Raw genomic sequence first — 14,913 nt, 5'->3', positions numbered from 1 at the left:
ATGCGCTTCGGGATTCTGGGCCCGCTGGAGATCGCCGGCGGTACGGGCCCCACGGACACCGGCCAGACGACCTCGTATGCCCCGCAGGCCGCCAAACTGCGGGTCGTCCTCGGCACGTTGCTGGTCCGGGCGAACGAGGTCGTGTCGGTGGAGAGCCTCATCGACGAGCTCTGGCCGGACGCGCCGCCGCGCACCGCGACGACGACGCTCCAGGTGTACGTCTCCCACCTGCGCAAGACCCTGCAGAGCGCCGACCCGGAGAACGGCCGGGAGGCGCTGGTCACCCGCCGGCCGGGCTATCTGCTGCGGGTCGGCGCGGACGCGGTGGACAGCACGGCCTTCGAGGAGCTGTCCCGGCGCGGCCACCAGGCCCTGCAGGCAGCCGACTTCGCCGCCGCGGCCGAGCTGCAGCGGCGGGCGCTCGCGCTGTGGCGGGGGCCGGTGCTGTCGGACACCCCGCACGGTCCCGTACTGGAGGGCGCGGCCGTGCGCCTGGCCGAGGCGCGCACGACGGCGCTCGACGAGCGCATCCGGGCCGAGCTCCACCTCGGGCTGCACCGTGAACTCGTCGCCGAACTCCAGGAGCTGGTGGCCGAGCACCGGATGCACGAGGAGTTCCACACCCATCTGATGGTGGCGCTGTACCGGTGCGGGCGGCAGGCCGAGGCCTTACGGGCGTTCGCGCTGCTGCGCGAGACCCTGGTCGAGGAGCTCGGGATCGAGCCGGGTCCGGCGTCGAGCCGGCTCCAGCGGCGCATCCTGGAGGGCGACCCCGCGCTGTCGCGGTCGGGGGCCGGGACGAGGGCCAGGACGGCGGCCGGGACGAGGCCGGAGACCGGGACGGGGACGGGGACGAAGGAGGCGGGCACCGGCGTGGCGCCGGCCGGACCGGGACGGGCCACGCACGACGACGGCGCGGCCGGCGCCGGGACCGAAGTCGCTTACGGCGAGCGGGCGTCGGGCACCCGTGACGGGCTCGCCGCGGGCGGCCCGTCCGCGGCGCCCGGCGCGCCGCTGCCCGCCGCCGACCCCTGTTTCACCGCCCGGGCCGACGAACTCACCGCACTGGAGCGGATGCTGCGCAGCGCCCCGGCGGGCGGCTGCGTCGCCGTCACGGGCATGCCGGGCGCCGGAAAGACGGCCCTCGCCGTCGAGGCCGCGCACCGGGTCGCGGACGCCTTCCCCGACGGGCGGATCTTCATGGACCTGCGGGACGGCGCCGGCACGCCGGCGGACGGCCCGCAGGCGGAGCGGGCGCAGACCCTGGACCGGCTGCTGCACGGCTCCGGCGGGCCCGCCGGCCCGTCGGACGGCCCCTCGGCGGCCCCCCGGGTGCTGGTGGTCCTGGACGGGGTCACCTCCGAGACCCAGGTGCGTCCCCTGCTGCCCGCACTGCGGGGCGCCGTGGTGCTGCTCACCGCGCGCCGCGTGCCCGCCGGGCTGCCCGGACTGCGGTCGGTGGTGCTCGGACCGTGGCGGCCCGAGGAGACCAGGCGGCTCGCCGGGCTGTTCACCGGGCGCGCCGGGACCCGCGCGGTGACCCGCGGCGGCACTCCCGTCGCCGATCCCGGCCCGGGCCCCGATCCGGGAACGGTCGCCGAGATCGCCGAACTGTGCGGGCGGCTGCCGCTCGCCGTGCGGACCGCCGCCGCGCAGCTCGCGGCCCGGCCGCACTGGTCGGCCGCCACCCTGGCGGAGCGGCTGCGGGAGGAGAGAGGCCGCCTGGACGCCCTGCGCAGCGGGGACGTGGACGTACGGGCCCGCCTGCTGGAGGCGTACGCGGCGTGCCCCGAAGAGCAGCGGCGGGCCTTCCGGCTGCTGTCCCTGCTGCCCCCGGGCCGGTTCGGCGCCGTGCAGGCCGCCGCCGCGCTGGACGTGACGGGGCCGCGGGCCTCGGCGGCTCTGGAGGCCCTGGCCGACGAGCGGCTGGTGGCGGTGGACCGGGACGGCTGGCAGCTTCCGGAGCTGCTGCGACTGCTGGCGGTGGAACGGCTGGCCCTGGAGGAGGAGCCCGGGACGGTGCGTGCGGGGGCCGAGCGGGTGGGCCGGGCGTACGTCGCCGCCGCCGCGGAGCCCGGTCACGTACCGGACTCCGGTGCGCGCGGGCTCGTACGCCTGGCCAGGACCGCGTACGAGGCCGGACTGTGGGCGTTGACGGTGCGGCTGACGGACGCGCTGGCCGGCGCGTGGGTGCAGGACGAGGGCGAGGCCGCCTACACGCTGGCCCTGGACGCCGCCGAGCGGTGCGCGGACCGGCCGGCCCAGGCGCGGATGCTGCGCTCGCTCGGCGATCTCGCCTGGCAGTACCGGCGCGTGGAGCGGGCCCACGAGCTGTTCTCCGGGGCGCTGGCCCTCGCCCGGGCCGCGGACGACGAGGAGGAGGCGGCGCGCGCCCTGGTGGGACTGGCCGAACTGCGCCTGGACGCCGGTGAGTCGGCGGAGGCGGCCGCCCTGCTGGAGCCCGCCCTCGCCGCCCTGTCGGCGCCCGGCCGCACGCGGGGCCGGTACGAGGCGAGCCGCGCGCGGGCGCTGCTGGCGCTGGCACAGGACGGGCCGGAGAGTGCCCGGGCCTGGTTCGGCGAGTGCCTGGAGCTGGCGGGCGCGCTGCGCGACCACCGGCTGGAGGTGTACGCGTTGCGCTCGCTGCGCGCGCTGAGCGGCCCGTCCGGGGCGGGCGCGGACTCCGGCTCCGGGTCCGGGTCCGGTTCGGGCCCCGCGGCGACGCGTGCCGTGGAGATCCGTCCGGGGCTCTGGCGGATCCATCCGGCCGGGGTCCGCACATGAACGGGTGGCAGGGGTCGGCGGGACACGCCCTCGGTCCGGTGCCGGAGCTCGTCGGCCGCGAGCTCGAAGCCGCGGCGCTGCGGGAGCGGTTGCGGGACCCGGCGGTGCGGCTGGTGACGGTGACGGGGCGGGCCGGTGTGGGCAAGAGCCGGCTGGCCCTGGAGGTCGTACGGGAGATCAGTGGGGAGATGGGCGGGGAGGCCGGCGGTGAGGCCTGCGGCGAGTTCGCCCGCGTGGAGCACCTGGACCCCGCGGTCACGAGCCCGGACCTGCCGTACTTGCCGGACCTGCCGGACCTGCCGCAGACGCGCGACCCTGGCGGTCCGCACGACCCGGCCGGCCGGATCCTGGTGGTGCTCGACGGCTGTGACCACGAGGCGCGCCCGGCCGCCGCCGCGGCCGTGGAGGCCCTCGCCGGCGATCCGCGCGTGGTGGTGCTGGCCACCGCCGTGGAGCCGCTCGGGGTGTACGGGGAGCAGCTGTTGCCGCTGGCGCCGCTGCCCGTACCGGGGCCCCGTCGGGGAGCGGCCGGCGGCGCCGCCGATCCGCAGGAGGTGCAGGAGGCGGCCTCGGTCGCGCTGTTCGTGCGCCGGGCCCGGGACGCCGACCCCTCCTTCGCCCTCACCCTGGAGAACGCCGGGGCCGTCGCCGAGATCTGCACGCTGCTGGGCGGCCTGCCGCTGGCCGTCGAACTCGCGGCGCGGCGGCTGCGGCTGTTCCCCGCGCACCTGTTGCCCGGGCGGCTGCGCGGCCGTACGACCATCCTGTCGGGCGGCCCGGCGAACGCGCCCGAACGGCACCGCTCGCTCGCCGCGCTCGCCGAGTGGAGCTGCCGCGGCCTGGACGAGGGCGCCCGCGCGCTGCTGGGCCGGCTCTCGGTGTACGAGCCGGGCTTCGGCCTGTCGGCGGCCGGGCTGTCGGCCGAGCCGGCCGTCGAGTCCCTGCTGGACCGCGGGCTGCTCTCCGTGGTGGGCGAGGAGCAGGGGGAGCTGCGGCTGGCGGTGCCCGAGCCCGTACGGTCCCACTGCCGCGCCGGGCTGGTGGATTCGGGCCGCGAGGGTGCGGCCCTGGACGCGCACGCGGAGCGCTACCGGCTGCTGGTCACCGCCGCGCTGCCGGGCCTGCGGGGCACCGGACAGGAGCGGCTGCTGCGCGAGCTGGCGGCCGAGGGCGCCAACGTGAGCGGCGCCCTGCGGCGGCTGCGCGAGCGCGGCGACAGCGAGACCACGGCCGCCCTGGTGCTCGGCTGCCGCCTCCCGTGGCTGGCGCAGGGGCGGCTGCGGGAGGGACTGGAGTGGTGCGACGACACCGCCGAGGCGGGCGGGGCGGCGCTGCCGGAGGCCGTACGGGCCCGGCTCTCCGACACGTCCGGCGTGTTCGCGCTCGCCCTGGGCGATCCGCAGGAGGCCGTCCGCCGCCACCGGCACGCGCTGGCCCTGGGCAAGGGCGTCGGCGACCGCCGGCAGAACGCGCTCGTCTCCGCCCGGCTCGGCGCCGCCCTGCTGCGGGCCGGCGATCCGGCGGGCGCGCGGGCCGTCCTGGTGACCGCCCTCAACGCGCTGGAGTCGATGGGCGTCACCGGGGGCGCGGCCGAGGCGGCGGGCTCGCTCGCCGCCGTCCTGCGCGCCGAGGGCGACCGGCGCAAGGCGCAGGAGCTGCTGGACCGGTCCGTGGAGACGTTCCGCCGGATCCGCGACGGGCGGGGGCTCGCGGGCGCGCTGCGGCTCGCGGCCGCGCTCGCCCTGGAGGGCGACGAGCCGGACGGGGCGGACCGGGCGCTGCGGGAGAGCCTGCGGCTGTACGGGGCCTTCGGCGAGCGGACCGAACTGCCGGGCGTGCTGGAGGAGTTCTCCCTGCTGCTGCTCCGCACCGCGCCCGCCCAGCAGCCGCGCGCGGTCCGGCTGCTGGCGGCGGCCGACACCCTGCGCGCCGAGACGGGAGCGCAGGTGCCGGACGAGTGGCGGTCCGCGGCCGAGCGGGCCCGTACGGAGCTGAGCGCGCGCCTCGGCTGGACCGACTTCGCCGTGGCCTGGGCGGAGGGGGTCCGGATGCCCGTGCCCGCGGCGGTGGCGGAGGCCCTTTCCGCGCCCGCGCCCTCGCGGCGCGCCGCGGCCGGGACGGCGGCCGAAACACAGTCGCTCACCCCGCGGCAGGTCCAGGTGGCCCTGCTGGTCTCCGAAGGAATGACCAACCGTCAGATAGCAGCCAGGCTGGATATCTCCGAGTGGACCGTCGTCAATCACGTCCGGCACGTGATGCGCCGCCTCGGGTGCAGTTCGCGCGTGCAGGTGGCCGGGGCGGTGGGCCGATGGGCCTGACCGGCCCCGCCGCGCGCGGTACGGCGGCCACGCGCCCCGGGCCCACCCCGGCCCGCCCGCTGGACCTGACCCCGCCCGCCGAGGTCGCGGAGCGGTTCCGGGCGGCCGGCTGGTGGCGCCCGCAGACCTTCCTCGACGACCTGTACCGTACGGCCGCCCGCGCGCCCGGGCGCCCCGCCATCGTCTCGGAGCGCGCGCACCGGCCCGCCGGCCTGCGCCGGGTCACCCTCGGCTACGCCCAGCTCGCCCGGTACGTCGACCGGTTCGCCGGCGCCCTGACCTCGCTCGGGGTCGCCCCGGGCGATCCGGTCGCCTTCCAGCTGCCCGACTGGTGGGAGACCGCGGCCCTCACCCTCGCCTGTCTGCGGGTCGGCGCGGTCGCCGTGCCTGTACTGCCGACGGTACGGGCCCACGGGCTCCACCGGATCCTGGACGGCACCCGGGCCCGGATCTGCGTGGTGCCGGACGTCTGGGAGGGCTTCGCGCACGCCGAGGCCCTCGCGGACCTCGCCGGGCGGCTGCCGTGGCTGCGCCACCGGGTCGTCCTCGGGGACGCGGCGGCGACCGGAGCGGTCGATTTCACCGCGTACTTCCAGCGCACCGCGCACGAGCGCACCGAGGCGGGCCTGCGCAGCCGGCCGCGCGGCGGGCAGGCCGACCGGCCCGCGCTGCTGATCAGCGTCATGGGCCTGCGGGACGCGTACACCTCGGTGCTGCACTCCCCCAACACCCTGTACGCCAACATCTCGGCCCAGAGCGGGCCCGACGGCCCGGGGCGGCGGCCCGGCGAGGTCTTCCTCAGCACGCTGCCGCTCACCTCGCTGGCCTCGCTGCTGTACACCGTGTGCTGGCCGCTGGCGGTCGGCGGGACGGGGGTCCTCCAGGACGTGTGGGATCCGGGCCGGTGCCTCGACCTGATGGCCGCGGCCGGGGTCGACCAGGTCTACGCGGAGCCGGCCTACCTGTCCGAGCTGGTCACCGCGCAGCGCCGGCGCCGCCGGGAGACGGACCGGCTGCGGCTGGTGCTGTCGGGGGGCCGCACCAGCACACCGGCGCCGCTCGCCGCCGAGCTCCGCGAGGTGTTCGGCGTACCGGCGCTCTCCGTGTGGGGTGCGCCCGAGCTCGGCATGGGCGCGCTCTCCGGGAACACCCCGCGGGGCGGTGACGGGGTACACCCGCTGCGGGGACTGGAGGTGTCGGCCGCCGACGCCACGTCGCCGCTGGAGGTGCGCGGCCCGTCGGTCTGCCTGGCCACCTGGCGCCACGGCGCCCCGGCGCCGGTGCCCACCTGGGAGCGGGGGGACGGCTGGCTCGACACGGGTGACCTGGCGACCGCCGACCGGCACGGCGGGATACGGGTCCTCGCCCGGGCCGGCACGCGGACCGGCGCCATCTTCATGGTCCCGGTCGCCGAGGTGGAAGAACAGCTGCTGACCCACCCCCGGGTGCGCGAGGCGGCGGTCGTCGCCTACACCGACCCCGAGCACGGGGAGCTGCCCTGCGCCGTCGTGGTCCCGACCGCCCTTGACCGGCCGCCGGGGCCGGCCGAACTGCGCGAGCACCTCGTCTCGCTGGGCGTCGCGGAGGCCTTCCTGCCCACGCGGCTGGAGATCGTCGGCGCCCTGCCGCGGGACGAGGGCGGCCGGATCCGACGCGGCGCCCTCCGCACCTGGCTGACCCGCCTCCACCCCGGCACCCCCCGCCCCTCCCCCACCTGACCCCGGCCGGCGACGACGCTCGCGCGGGCTCGGTGGCCCGGTCGGCTGCGCCGCCGGTTGGCTGCGCCGCCGGTTGGCTGCGCCGCTCGGGCGGGGTAGTACGGGGGCCGGTTGGGCCGGGGCCGGGCGCCGGTTGGCTGCGCCGCTCGGGCGGGGTAGTACGGGGGGCCGGTTGTGCCGGGGCCGGGCGCGCGCCGGGGCGTCTCCTCGGGCGCCGAACGTGACGAGGAGTCGGAGAGCGGAGGCACCTTGCGTTCGACGCCCTGCGGGGATCACCCCGACACACACCCGACCCCGTCCCAACCGGCCCCGGCTGCTACCCCAGCCCCTCCAACCTTGCCGCACCATCCAGTCCCACGGCACCATGTTCAGCCTCCGCCGCACCAAATCCAGCCCCGCCGCACTACTCCAGCCCCGCCGGCGTTTGAGGCGCGGGGTGCGGGGCGGAGCCCCGGTCTTTGAGCCGCACCGTCCAAACCCGCCACACCCTCCCCAGCCTCGCCGCACCATTCAGCCCCGCCGCACTACTCCAGCCCCGCCGGCGTTTGAGGCGCGGGGTGCGGGGCGGAGCCCCGGACTTTGAGCCGCACCGTCCAAACCCGCCACACCCTCCCCAGCCTCGCCGCACCATCCAGCCCTCGCCGCACCAAATCCAGCCCCGCCGGCGTTTGAGGCGCGGGGTGCGGGGCGGAGCCCCGGTCTTTGAGCCGCACCGTCCAAACCCGCCGCACCCTCCCCAGCCTCGCCGCACCATTCAGCCCCGCCGCACTACTCCAGCCCCGCCGGCGTTTGAGGCGCGGGGTGCGGGGCCGTGGCAGACGGGTCAGCCGGCCAGCTCGCGGGCCAGGGCGCCCAGTTCGGTGCGCCAGGCGCGGGGGATCCGGGCGCCCGCCAGGGCTTCGTCCGCGCGGAGCACAAGGCCGGCGATCGTCTCCTCCGCCCGGTCCCGCGCCTGCGCGTCGAAGAACACGTCGCGCAGGAACTGCGCGTCGCCGTCGAAGCCCGGGCCGCCGCTCAGGAATCCGCGGATCCGCCAAGCCCCGTGCACGGCCCCGGCGTACGCCTCGTAGGCCTCGCCCAGGTCCTCCCGTCCGGCCAGCGCGGCGCCGATCAGCAGCGCGTGCCGCAGCCCGTACCAGCCCGCACCGCAGCCGCTGCCGCAGACCTCCAGGCACTGCCCCGGCCACGCGTCGTCGAGGTACTCGGTCGCCGCGGCGGCCTCCATGTGCGCGCCGATGGCCCGCTCGGCGCGCAGGTCGTCCCACCACCGCCGTGCCTCGTGCGGCAGTCCGACCGCCAGTCGGTCCCCGTAGGCGAGGGCCAGGTCCCCCGCGAGGACGGCGGTGCCCTCCCCGAACCGGCGCGGTTCGCCCCGCCAGCCGTTGCGCTCGTGCTCGGCGGCATGGCTGATGTGCAGGGTCGGGATGCCCCGGCGCAGCGGTGCGTTGTCCCGTACGTCGGCGCGGATCACCAGGCAGGTGTCGAGCAGTTCGAGGGCGGCGGCCGCGGTCACCGCCTCCGCCCCCGCCGGGTCTCCGCCGGCGGCGAGGTACCCGGTGAGGCAGATCGCGGGTCGGGCCCGCTCCCCGCCGGCCTGGACGAGCTCGGCCACGCCCATCACCAGGACGGCGCTGCGCGGGTCGGACGTGCGCCGGGTGCGGTGCTCCTCGGCGAGCAGTCCGGCGAGTCGTTCCTCGACCCGGTCGATCATGGCGTCACGCACCTGTCCGGGCGGCGCGGTGCGCCACGGCTGGTCGTGTGTCGGTGTGGTCATGGTGCCCTCCCTGCGGGCTACGTCCTCATGACCGACTTTCCCGTACGCAGGGCGCGGAAGCCACCGAAGAGCGCGCACAGGCAGGTTCCGGGGTGCGCGGCGGGGCCGGGAGTCCCTGATGTCTGCCACGCCCGGGCGGGGAGGGATTGGCTTGCCATCACCTTGTCATACGGGGTCCCCGCCGCCTCGGACGAGCTCCGCGACGCCCGGCTGGAGGTCGGCCGGAAGGGCCTGCCGGCCGGGGATGTTCAGTTTGCGGTAGACCCGGGTCAGGTGCTGTTCCACCGTGCTCACGGTGATGAAGAGCTTCTTCGAGATCTCCCGGTTCGTGTGGCCGTGCACCGCGAGGAGGGCCACCCGCCGTTCCGACTCGCTCAGGCTCGCCACCAGTCCGGCGTCCGGCGCCTCGGCCGCCTCCCGCGTCTCGTCGTCCTCACCGGTGTGGCCGGGCAGGATCCTCACGCACAGCGCCTCGGCTCCGCTCGCCTTGGCCAGGTGCCAGGCCCTGCGTTCGACCATGGCCGCCCGGGCCGGTTCGCCCACCTCGCGCAGCACCTGGCCGAAATCGCCCATGGCGCGCGCCAGTTCGTACTGATCGCCGGATCGCTGCAGTTCGTCGACGGCCCGGGCGAGCATCGCCTGCCGCTCCCTCGGCTCGCGCAGGGACGCCCGCAGCCGCAGCGACATGCCGCGCACCCAGGGGTCGGCGGCGTCCCGGGTGGTGAGCTGGTCCGCGAGGAACCGCTCCGCCTGGTGGGTCTCGCCGAGCCGGAGCAGGGCCTCCGCCGCGTCCGTGCGCCAGGGCAGGACCCGGGGCCGGTCCAGGCCCCACCGCCTCATGTGGCGGCCGATGTCCAGGAAGTCGCCGAGGGCCGCGTGGAACCGGCTCGTCGCCAGCGCGTACTGGCCCCGGGCGCGCAGGTGGCCCAGCACGTGGACGCTGCCCGCCAGTTCGGCGGGGACGGGCCGGCTCAGGGCGGCCGCCGCCTCCTCGGGCCGGCCCATGGCGGTGCGGGCCCGGGCCAGCGTCCCCGCCACCGCGCTCAGCAGGATGCTGCCGCGCCGCCCCGGCGCCGAGCGCAGGATCTCCTCGGCGGTGTCCGCGGCGCCCGTCAGGTCGCCGGTGCGCAGCCGCGCCTCGGCGAGCAGGCCGGCGAACACGGCCCGCCAGCCGGTGGCTCCGCGCTGCGTCGCCTGCCGGACGAACTCCTCGCACCAGGGCAGGGCGCGGGCCGGGCCGTCGAGGTACAGCAGGGTGCGCAGGGCCTGCGCGACCGGTTCCACCGTGCCCTCGGCGAGGGTGGCCCCGCGCAGGAACAGTTCGGCGGCGCGGCCCGCCGTGCCCTCCTCCGCCTCCCCCGGCAGGGTCCACAGGGCCGCCGGGTGGACGGCGGTGCGGGCGGGGCGGACCGCCGGGTGCGGCCCGCCGTCGGTGTTCCCGCGGCGGGCGGAGGCGGCCCACTGGGGGAACGCCGAGAGGCCGTCCAGCGGGTCCTCGCCCGGTGCGCCGGTGCGGCGTCCGTCGCCGGGCGCGAGTCGTTCCAGTACGTCGACGGCCGCGTCGATGCGGCCCTGGGCGGCCAGTGCCCGGGCCAGCGAGCCGAGGGCGTGCGGGTCCAGCCGGCCCCCGGCCACGGCGGCCAGCGGGGCCGCGAGGTGGTGTTCGGCGGCGGCCGGGTCGGTGCGTCCGGCGAGGGTGCTGAGCCTGACGCTCACTTCGGCGCGCCGCGTGTCGTCCGGGCAGGCCTCGTGGGCGAGCCGCAGGAGGGCCACGGCGCGGTCGAGGTTCCCGTCCGCGAGGTGCTGGTCGGCGGCCGAGCGCAGCACGGGCAGGGCCCATTCCTCGCGGGTGTGCCGTGCGGCGAGGAGCTGTGCGGCGGCCGCGGTGTCGGGGGCGCCCGACGCGCGGGCCAGCAGGGCGGCTTCGCGGTGCAGGGCCGCCCGGGCGGCCGGGTCCATCCGGTCGAGTACGGCGGCCCGCGCGGCCGGGTGCCGGAACCCGCCCTGGGGGGCGAGCAGGCCCGCGGCCTCCAGCGCGGTGAGCGCCCGGGCGGCGCTGGCCTCGGCGCCGCCGGTCAGCCGTGCGAGGTGGGCCGGGGTCGCGAGGTCGTCGAGTACGGCGATCGGCTGGGCCAGGTCGGCCGTGGCGGGACCGCTGTGGTGCAGGCAGGCGAGCACGGCCTCGGCGTAGCAGTCGCCGGGCAGGGCCTGCGGGTCCTGGAGCAGGGCCCGCAGCAGCAGCGGGTTTCCGCCGCTGGCCTCGTACAGCCGGCCGGCCTCCGCCTCGGTCCGGTCCGCCAGCATCGCGCGGACGGCTTCGGGTGCGAGCCGCTCCAGGCGCAGTCGGGCGAAGTGGGGCAGCCGGATCAGCTCGGTGCGCGGCAGCGGGTCGTCGCCGTGTTCGTGCGCGGACTCGGCGAGCACCAGCAGGACGGCGGCCTGCCGGGTGCCGCGCGCGAGGTGCAGCAGGTAGCGGCGGGACAGCTCGTCGGCGTGGTGGAGGTCGTCGACGCAGACGACCACCGGGGCGGTGAGGCTCAGTTCGCGGACGGCCGCGGCGAAGGTCCGCATGGACTCGACTCGTTCCGCTTCGTCCGGCGACGCCGGCGGCGGGGGGAGCGCACCGGCCGGGGCGTCGGCGGTCAGCTGGCGCAGGACGCCCAGCGGGTGGCCTTGTTCGGCGGCGGTGCCGATGGCGCGCAGAACGGCTGCGCCGCGGATCTCCGCCTGTCCGGCGGCTGTTTCGAGGAATTCGCTCTTTCCGCAGCCGACCGCACCCTCGACGAGCAGCAGTCCGGAATTCCCGGCCGCGCAGCCGGAGAGCAGCGCATCTAATAGGGCAATTTCCTCGGCGCGCCGGAACAAAAGCATAAGAGTCCCCCAGTGTCCCTGTTCCGCACATTCGGCAGGAAAGCGCGAGCACGGAACGGGACTGTTCGAGCGTGGAGCGAGCAGGAATTCACGGTCAGTCTAGGCGGGGACGACGCGGCCCACACTGTCCGGAAGTTGCCACGCATCAATTCCCGCGGCCGGCGACGGGGAAGATCCGGCGCGGGGTGTCGCGCGGGTGTCCGGGCCTCTGCCACTCCCGCGGATAGCCCACGGACACCTCCTCGAAGCGCACTCCGTCGTACCAGGTGGTGCGCGGGATGTGCAGGTGCCCGTAGACGACGGCGGCGGCCCGGAACCGCGTGTGCCAGTCGGCGGTGAGCTCGGTGCCGCACCACTGGGCGAACTCCGGGTGCCGCAGGATCCGGGTGGGGGTGCGCACGAGCGGGAAGTGGTTGACGAGCACGGTGCGCAGGTCGGGGTCGCAGGCGGCCAGCCGCTGCTCGGTGGCGGCGACCCGGGCCCGGCACCACGCCTCCCGGGAGGCGTACGGGTCGGGGTGCAGCATGAACTCGTCCGTACAGACCACCCCGGCCTCGTACGCCTGCTCCAGGGCTTCTTCCCTGGTGGCGGCCGTGGGGGTGCGGAAGGTGTAGTCGTACAGCAGGAAGAGGGGGGCCACGATGAGCGGGCCGCCCGGCCCCGCCCAGACGGGGTAGGGGTCCTCGGGCGTGTGCACGCCGAAGGAGCGGCAGATCTCGACCAGCCGCCGGTAGCGGGCCTCGCCGCGCAGGGGGTGCGGATCGTCGCGTACGGTCCACAGTTCGTGGTTCCCGGGTGCCCACACCACGGTGGCGTAGCGCCGGGTGAGCAGGTCGAGCACCCATCGGAGATCGTCGAGCGACTCGCTCACGTCGCCGGCCACGATGAGCCAGTCGGCGGGACTGTCGGGATAGAGCTCCTCGACGATCCGGCGGTTCTCCGGGAATCCGACATGGAGGTCGCTGATACCCATGAGGTTTCCGTGCGGCATTCCGTGAGTCTGCACGGTCGGAGGCGGCATGAACACCCCTTCCCTACCCCTCAATTGACGAGAACGAACCCCTGTTCGGGCACATGACAGGGAGATGACAATGCCCGCCCGGTCACCCGGCAGTGCCCCCGCAGGCGCCGGTTGCACGGCCCGGTGGATGGCAGCAGCCTGGGAGAGAACCGGGGTTACTCCGGGTCAGTCCGGTTGACCTGGGACTTCGTTCCTGGTCGTGGCGGGGCGACAGAGCGAGCGTGGGAGCTGTCAGACCGAAACAGCGACCCGAGGGAATGCCGTGCTCACAAAGCTCCTGCCCGCGAACGTCGCGACCGCCGAAGCCACCACCGACCCTGCCGACGTCTTCCTCTACCCCGAGGAGGAGCGCCTGATCCGCAACGCCGTACCCAAGCGGCGGCTGGAGTTCGGGACCGTCAGGTGGTGCGCCCGTCGCGCCATGGGACAGCTGGGCCTGCCGCCCGCTCCCGTGGTGCCGGGCCGGCGCGGTGTCCCGCAGTGGGCGCCTTCGGTCGTGGGATCCATGACCCACTGCGCCGGTTTCCGGGGTGTGGCACTCGCCCGGAGCGCCGAGTTCGCCTCCGTGGGAGTCGACGCGGAGCCCAACGCCCCCATGCCGGAAGGGGTTCTCGACTCGATCGCCCTGCCCGACGAGCTCCGTCTCGTGCGGGAGCTGGGGCGGGCGGCGCCCGAGGTGGCGTGGGACCGGCTGCTCTTCAGCATCAAGGAGGCCGTCTACAAGACCTGGTTCCCGCTCACGGGCCAGGAACTCGACTTCACCGACGCCCTGGTGAGCGTGGATCCCGGGCAGGAGACCTTCCACGCCCGGCTGTTGCCGGATCCCTCCACACTCTCCCCGGCCGGGCCGACCTCGTTCAGCGGCCGCTGGTCGGCGGAGAACGGCGTACTGCTGAGTGCCATAGCGGTGCCTGCTGTCCGGCTCGCCGCCGTGGGCGCTCCGGTACGGAGAGGCGCTCCCCGCATCTGCCGTGCGGGGAGCGCCTTCTGAACCACTAGCCGGGGAGGTCGGTCATCCCCATCGGTCGTCGTCCGGTACGACACCCACCTCAGGGGTGCCCCCGTCGAGCGCGACGGTGATCAGGGAGTCGGCGGACGCGTTCGACACCACCGGGCCCGCCGTGGCCTGAACTCCCAGCGCTAATACCACACTCGTCACCACAGTCAAGTAAATCGAAGATACCTTAACGGAAATAGTTCTCACGACTTCCCCCAGTCGAAGATCGAGTTCCACTCCACCCGCACCGCCGGACACTTCCGACTCAGTGGCTCCGGGTGATGCGAACAGACTGCTTGATCTCGATCAGCCACGCCAAGGGCGGTACGTTGGCGTAAAGTTACGTGGCAGCAATTACACCGATCAGCGGGGGCTGGCATGTTTACTGGGGAGGGCTCGGATTCAGGGTTCGCCGAGCTGGACGACGTCAGCGCCACCGCGTACGGTCTCGCGGTCCAGCGCGGCCGCTTCGTACGCGATCAGATCGCCGAGCAGCTGTCACTGACGTCCGAAGAGGTCGTACGGGTGGAACAGGTGCTGGCCGGGGTGCGTCTGTTGCAGTCCATGCCGGGGAACGCCAGCGAGCTCACCCCCGTCACACCCGATGTCGCGGCCGCCTCCCTGGTGGGGCCCGCCGAACGGCACATACGCGACCTGCAGCAGGCGGTCACCGACGTCCGGGCCAAGCTGCTGTCCCTGACACCCCTGTACTTCGAGGGGCGCCGCCTGCGCAACCGGCTGGAGGCCTTCGACGTCATCACCGACGTCTCCCGGATCCAGGCGATGCTCGACCACCTGAGCCAGAACTGCAAGAGCGAGCTGCTCACCGTCCAGCCCGGCGGCGCACGCCCGGCGGATCTGCTCGCGAAGGCCAAGGACTCGGCCCTGTCCACCCTCTCCCGCGGCGTCCGGATTCGGACGATCTATCAGCACACCGCCCGCAATGACCTGCCCACCCGCTCCTACGTCCGCGAGGTCAGCGAACAGGGCGCGGAGATCCGCACCGCGGACGAAGTCATCGACCGGCTGATCATCTACGACCGGGAGGTCGTCTTCCTGCCGGAACGCACCCACGGCGACAGCGCGCCCGGTGCGGCGATCGTCCGCGAGCCCACGCTCGTGGCGTTCCTGTGCTCCGTCTTCGAGTACCTGTGGGACGGCGCGTCCCCCTACGTCGTCGACTCCCAACGCTCCCCGGCCTCCTCGGACGAGCTCAAGTGGTCGATCATCCGGCTGATGACCAAGGGGTACAAGGACGAGATGGTCGCGCGCCGGCTCGGCATGTCCGTGCGCACCTGCCGCCGCCACATCGCCGAGATCACCGAGGAGCTGGAGGCCACCAGCCGCTTCCAGGCGGGCTACAACGCGGCCCGGCAGGAAATGCTCTCCGGGGGGTCGGTCCCCTCCCTGTCGTGATCCCGGCGACGTGG

The 14,913-nt window shown here is 75.5% G+C and carries 9 protein-coding genes; 5 read left to right on the top strand and 4 right to left on the bottom strand.

The features are described 5' to 3' along the window. From ACZ4VT_RS06880 to ACZ4VT_RS06870, 3 genes are read left to right on the top strand one after another with little or no spacing between them, the layout of a single operon-like run. Complete coding sequence (locus tag ACZ4VT_RS06880; RefSeq protein ID WP_467947285.1) at positions 1 to 2,784, top strand: AfsR/SARP family transcriptional regulator; 2,784 nt, start codon at positions 1 to 3, stop codon at positions 2,782 to 2,784. Next, a complete protein-coding gene (locus ACZ4VT_RS06875; RefSeq protein ID WP_467947283.1) occupies positions 2,781 to 5,102 on the top strand; it encodes an ATP-binding protein in 2,322 nt (773 codons plus the stop codon). The genes ACZ4VT_RS06880 and ACZ4VT_RS06875 overlap by 4 nt, the downstream gene beginning before the upstream one ends. Beyond that, on the top strand, positions 5,093 to 6,820 hold the full coding sequence (locus ACZ4VT_RS06870) for an AMP-binding protein (protein WP_467947282.1): 1,728 nt from the start codon (positions 5,093 to 5,095) through the stop codon (positions 6,818 to 6,820). Before ACZ4VT_RS06875 ends, ACZ4VT_RS06870 begins: the two co-directional genes overlap by 10 nt. Before the next feature lie 823 nt (positions 6,821 to 7,643). On the opposite strand, the gene ACZ4VT_RS06865 is transcribed toward ACZ4VT_RS06870, so the two are convergent. The 3 genes from ACZ4VT_RS06865 to ACZ4VT_RS06855 form a co-directional block, all read right to left on the bottom strand. Beyond that, positions 7,644 to 8,594 carry a polyprenyl synthetase family protein gene (locus ACZ4VT_RS06865; RefSeq protein ID WP_467947281.1) on the bottom strand — a complete coding sequence of 317 codons (951 nt, stop codon included), beginning with the start codon at positions 8,592 to 8,594 and terminating at the stop codon, positions 7,644 to 7,646. A gap of 165 nt (positions 8,595 to 8,759) precedes the next feature. Further along, positions 8,760 to 11,465 (bottom strand): helix-turn-helix transcriptional regulator, encoded by a 2,706-nt coding sequence (locus ACZ4VT_RS06860; protein WP_467947280.1) that lies wholly within the window; start codon positions 11,463 to 11,465, stop codon positions 8,760 to 8,762. Between the two features lie 145 nt (positions 11,466 to 11,610). After that, a complete protein-coding gene (locus ACZ4VT_RS06855; protein ID WP_467947278.1) occupies positions 11,611 to 12,438 on the bottom strand; it encodes a metallophosphoesterase family protein in 828 nt (275 codons plus the stop codon). Between the two features lie 310 nt (positions 12,439 to 12,748). Between ACZ4VT_RS06855 and ACZ4VT_RS06850 the strand changes: the two genes are divergently transcribed. Next, positions 12,749 to 13,477, top strand: a complete 729-nt coding sequence (locus ACZ4VT_RS06850) for a 4'-phosphopantetheinyl transferase family protein (protein WP_467947277.1) — start codon at positions 12,749 to 12,751, stop codon at positions 13,475 to 13,477. A 21-nt stretch (positions 13,478 to 13,498) separates the two neighbouring features. Here ACZ4VT_RS06850 and ACZ4VT_RS06845 read toward each other — a convergent pair whose 3' ends face one another. Beyond that, complete coding sequence (locus ACZ4VT_RS06845; protein WP_467947275.1) at positions 13,499 to 13,654, bottom strand: hypothetical protein; 156 nt, start codon at positions 13,652 to 13,654, stop codon at positions 13,499 to 13,501. A gap of 207 nt (positions 13,655 to 13,861) precedes the next feature. On the opposite strand from ACZ4VT_RS06845, the gene ACZ4VT_RS06840 reads away from it, so the two are divergent. Continuing rightward, on the top strand, positions 13,862 to 14,899 hold the full coding sequence (locus ACZ4VT_RS06840; RefSeq protein ID WP_467947273.1) for a LuxR C-terminal-related transcriptional regulator: 1,038 nt from the start codon (positions 13,862 to 13,864) through the stop codon (positions 14,897 to 14,899). Positions 14,900 to 14,913: the final 14 nt, after the last annotated feature.

The sequence above is a fragment of the Streptomyces sp. NPDC029164 genome (assembly GCF_055563995.1).
Note: the sequence above shows the minus strand (reverse complement) of the source record. Positions and strands in the feature narration are given on the sequence as shown.

Coding starts and splice junctions, on each gene's coding strand:
- ACZ4VT_RS06855 (WP_467947278.1), bottom strand. CDS start 12,438: ATGGGTATCAGCGACCTCCATGTCGGATTCCCGGAGAACCGCCGGATC.
- ACZ4VT_RS06880 (WP_467947285.1), top strand. CDS start 1: ATGCGCTTCGGGATTCTGGGCCCGCTGGAGATCGCCGGCGGTACGGGC.
- ACZ4VT_RS06870 (WP_467947282.1), top strand. CDS start 5,093: ATGGGCCTGACCGGCCCCGCCGCGCGCGGTACGGCGGCCACGCGCCCC.
- ACZ4VT_RS06865 (WP_467947281.1), bottom strand. CDS start 8,594: ATGACCACACCGACACACGACCAGCCGTGGCGCACCGCGCCGCCCGGA.
- ACZ4VT_RS06840 (WP_467947273.1), top strand. CDS start 13,862: ATGTTTACTGGGGAGGGCTCGGATTCAGGGTTCGCCGAGCTGGACGAC.
- ACZ4VT_RS06875 (WP_467947283.1), top strand. CDS start 2,781: ATGAACGGGTGGCAGGGGTCGGCGGGACACGCCCTCGGTCCGGTGCCG.
- ACZ4VT_RS06860 (WP_467947280.1), bottom strand. CDS start 11,465: ATGCTTTTGTTCCGGCGCGCCGAGGAAATTGCCCTATTAGATGCGCTG.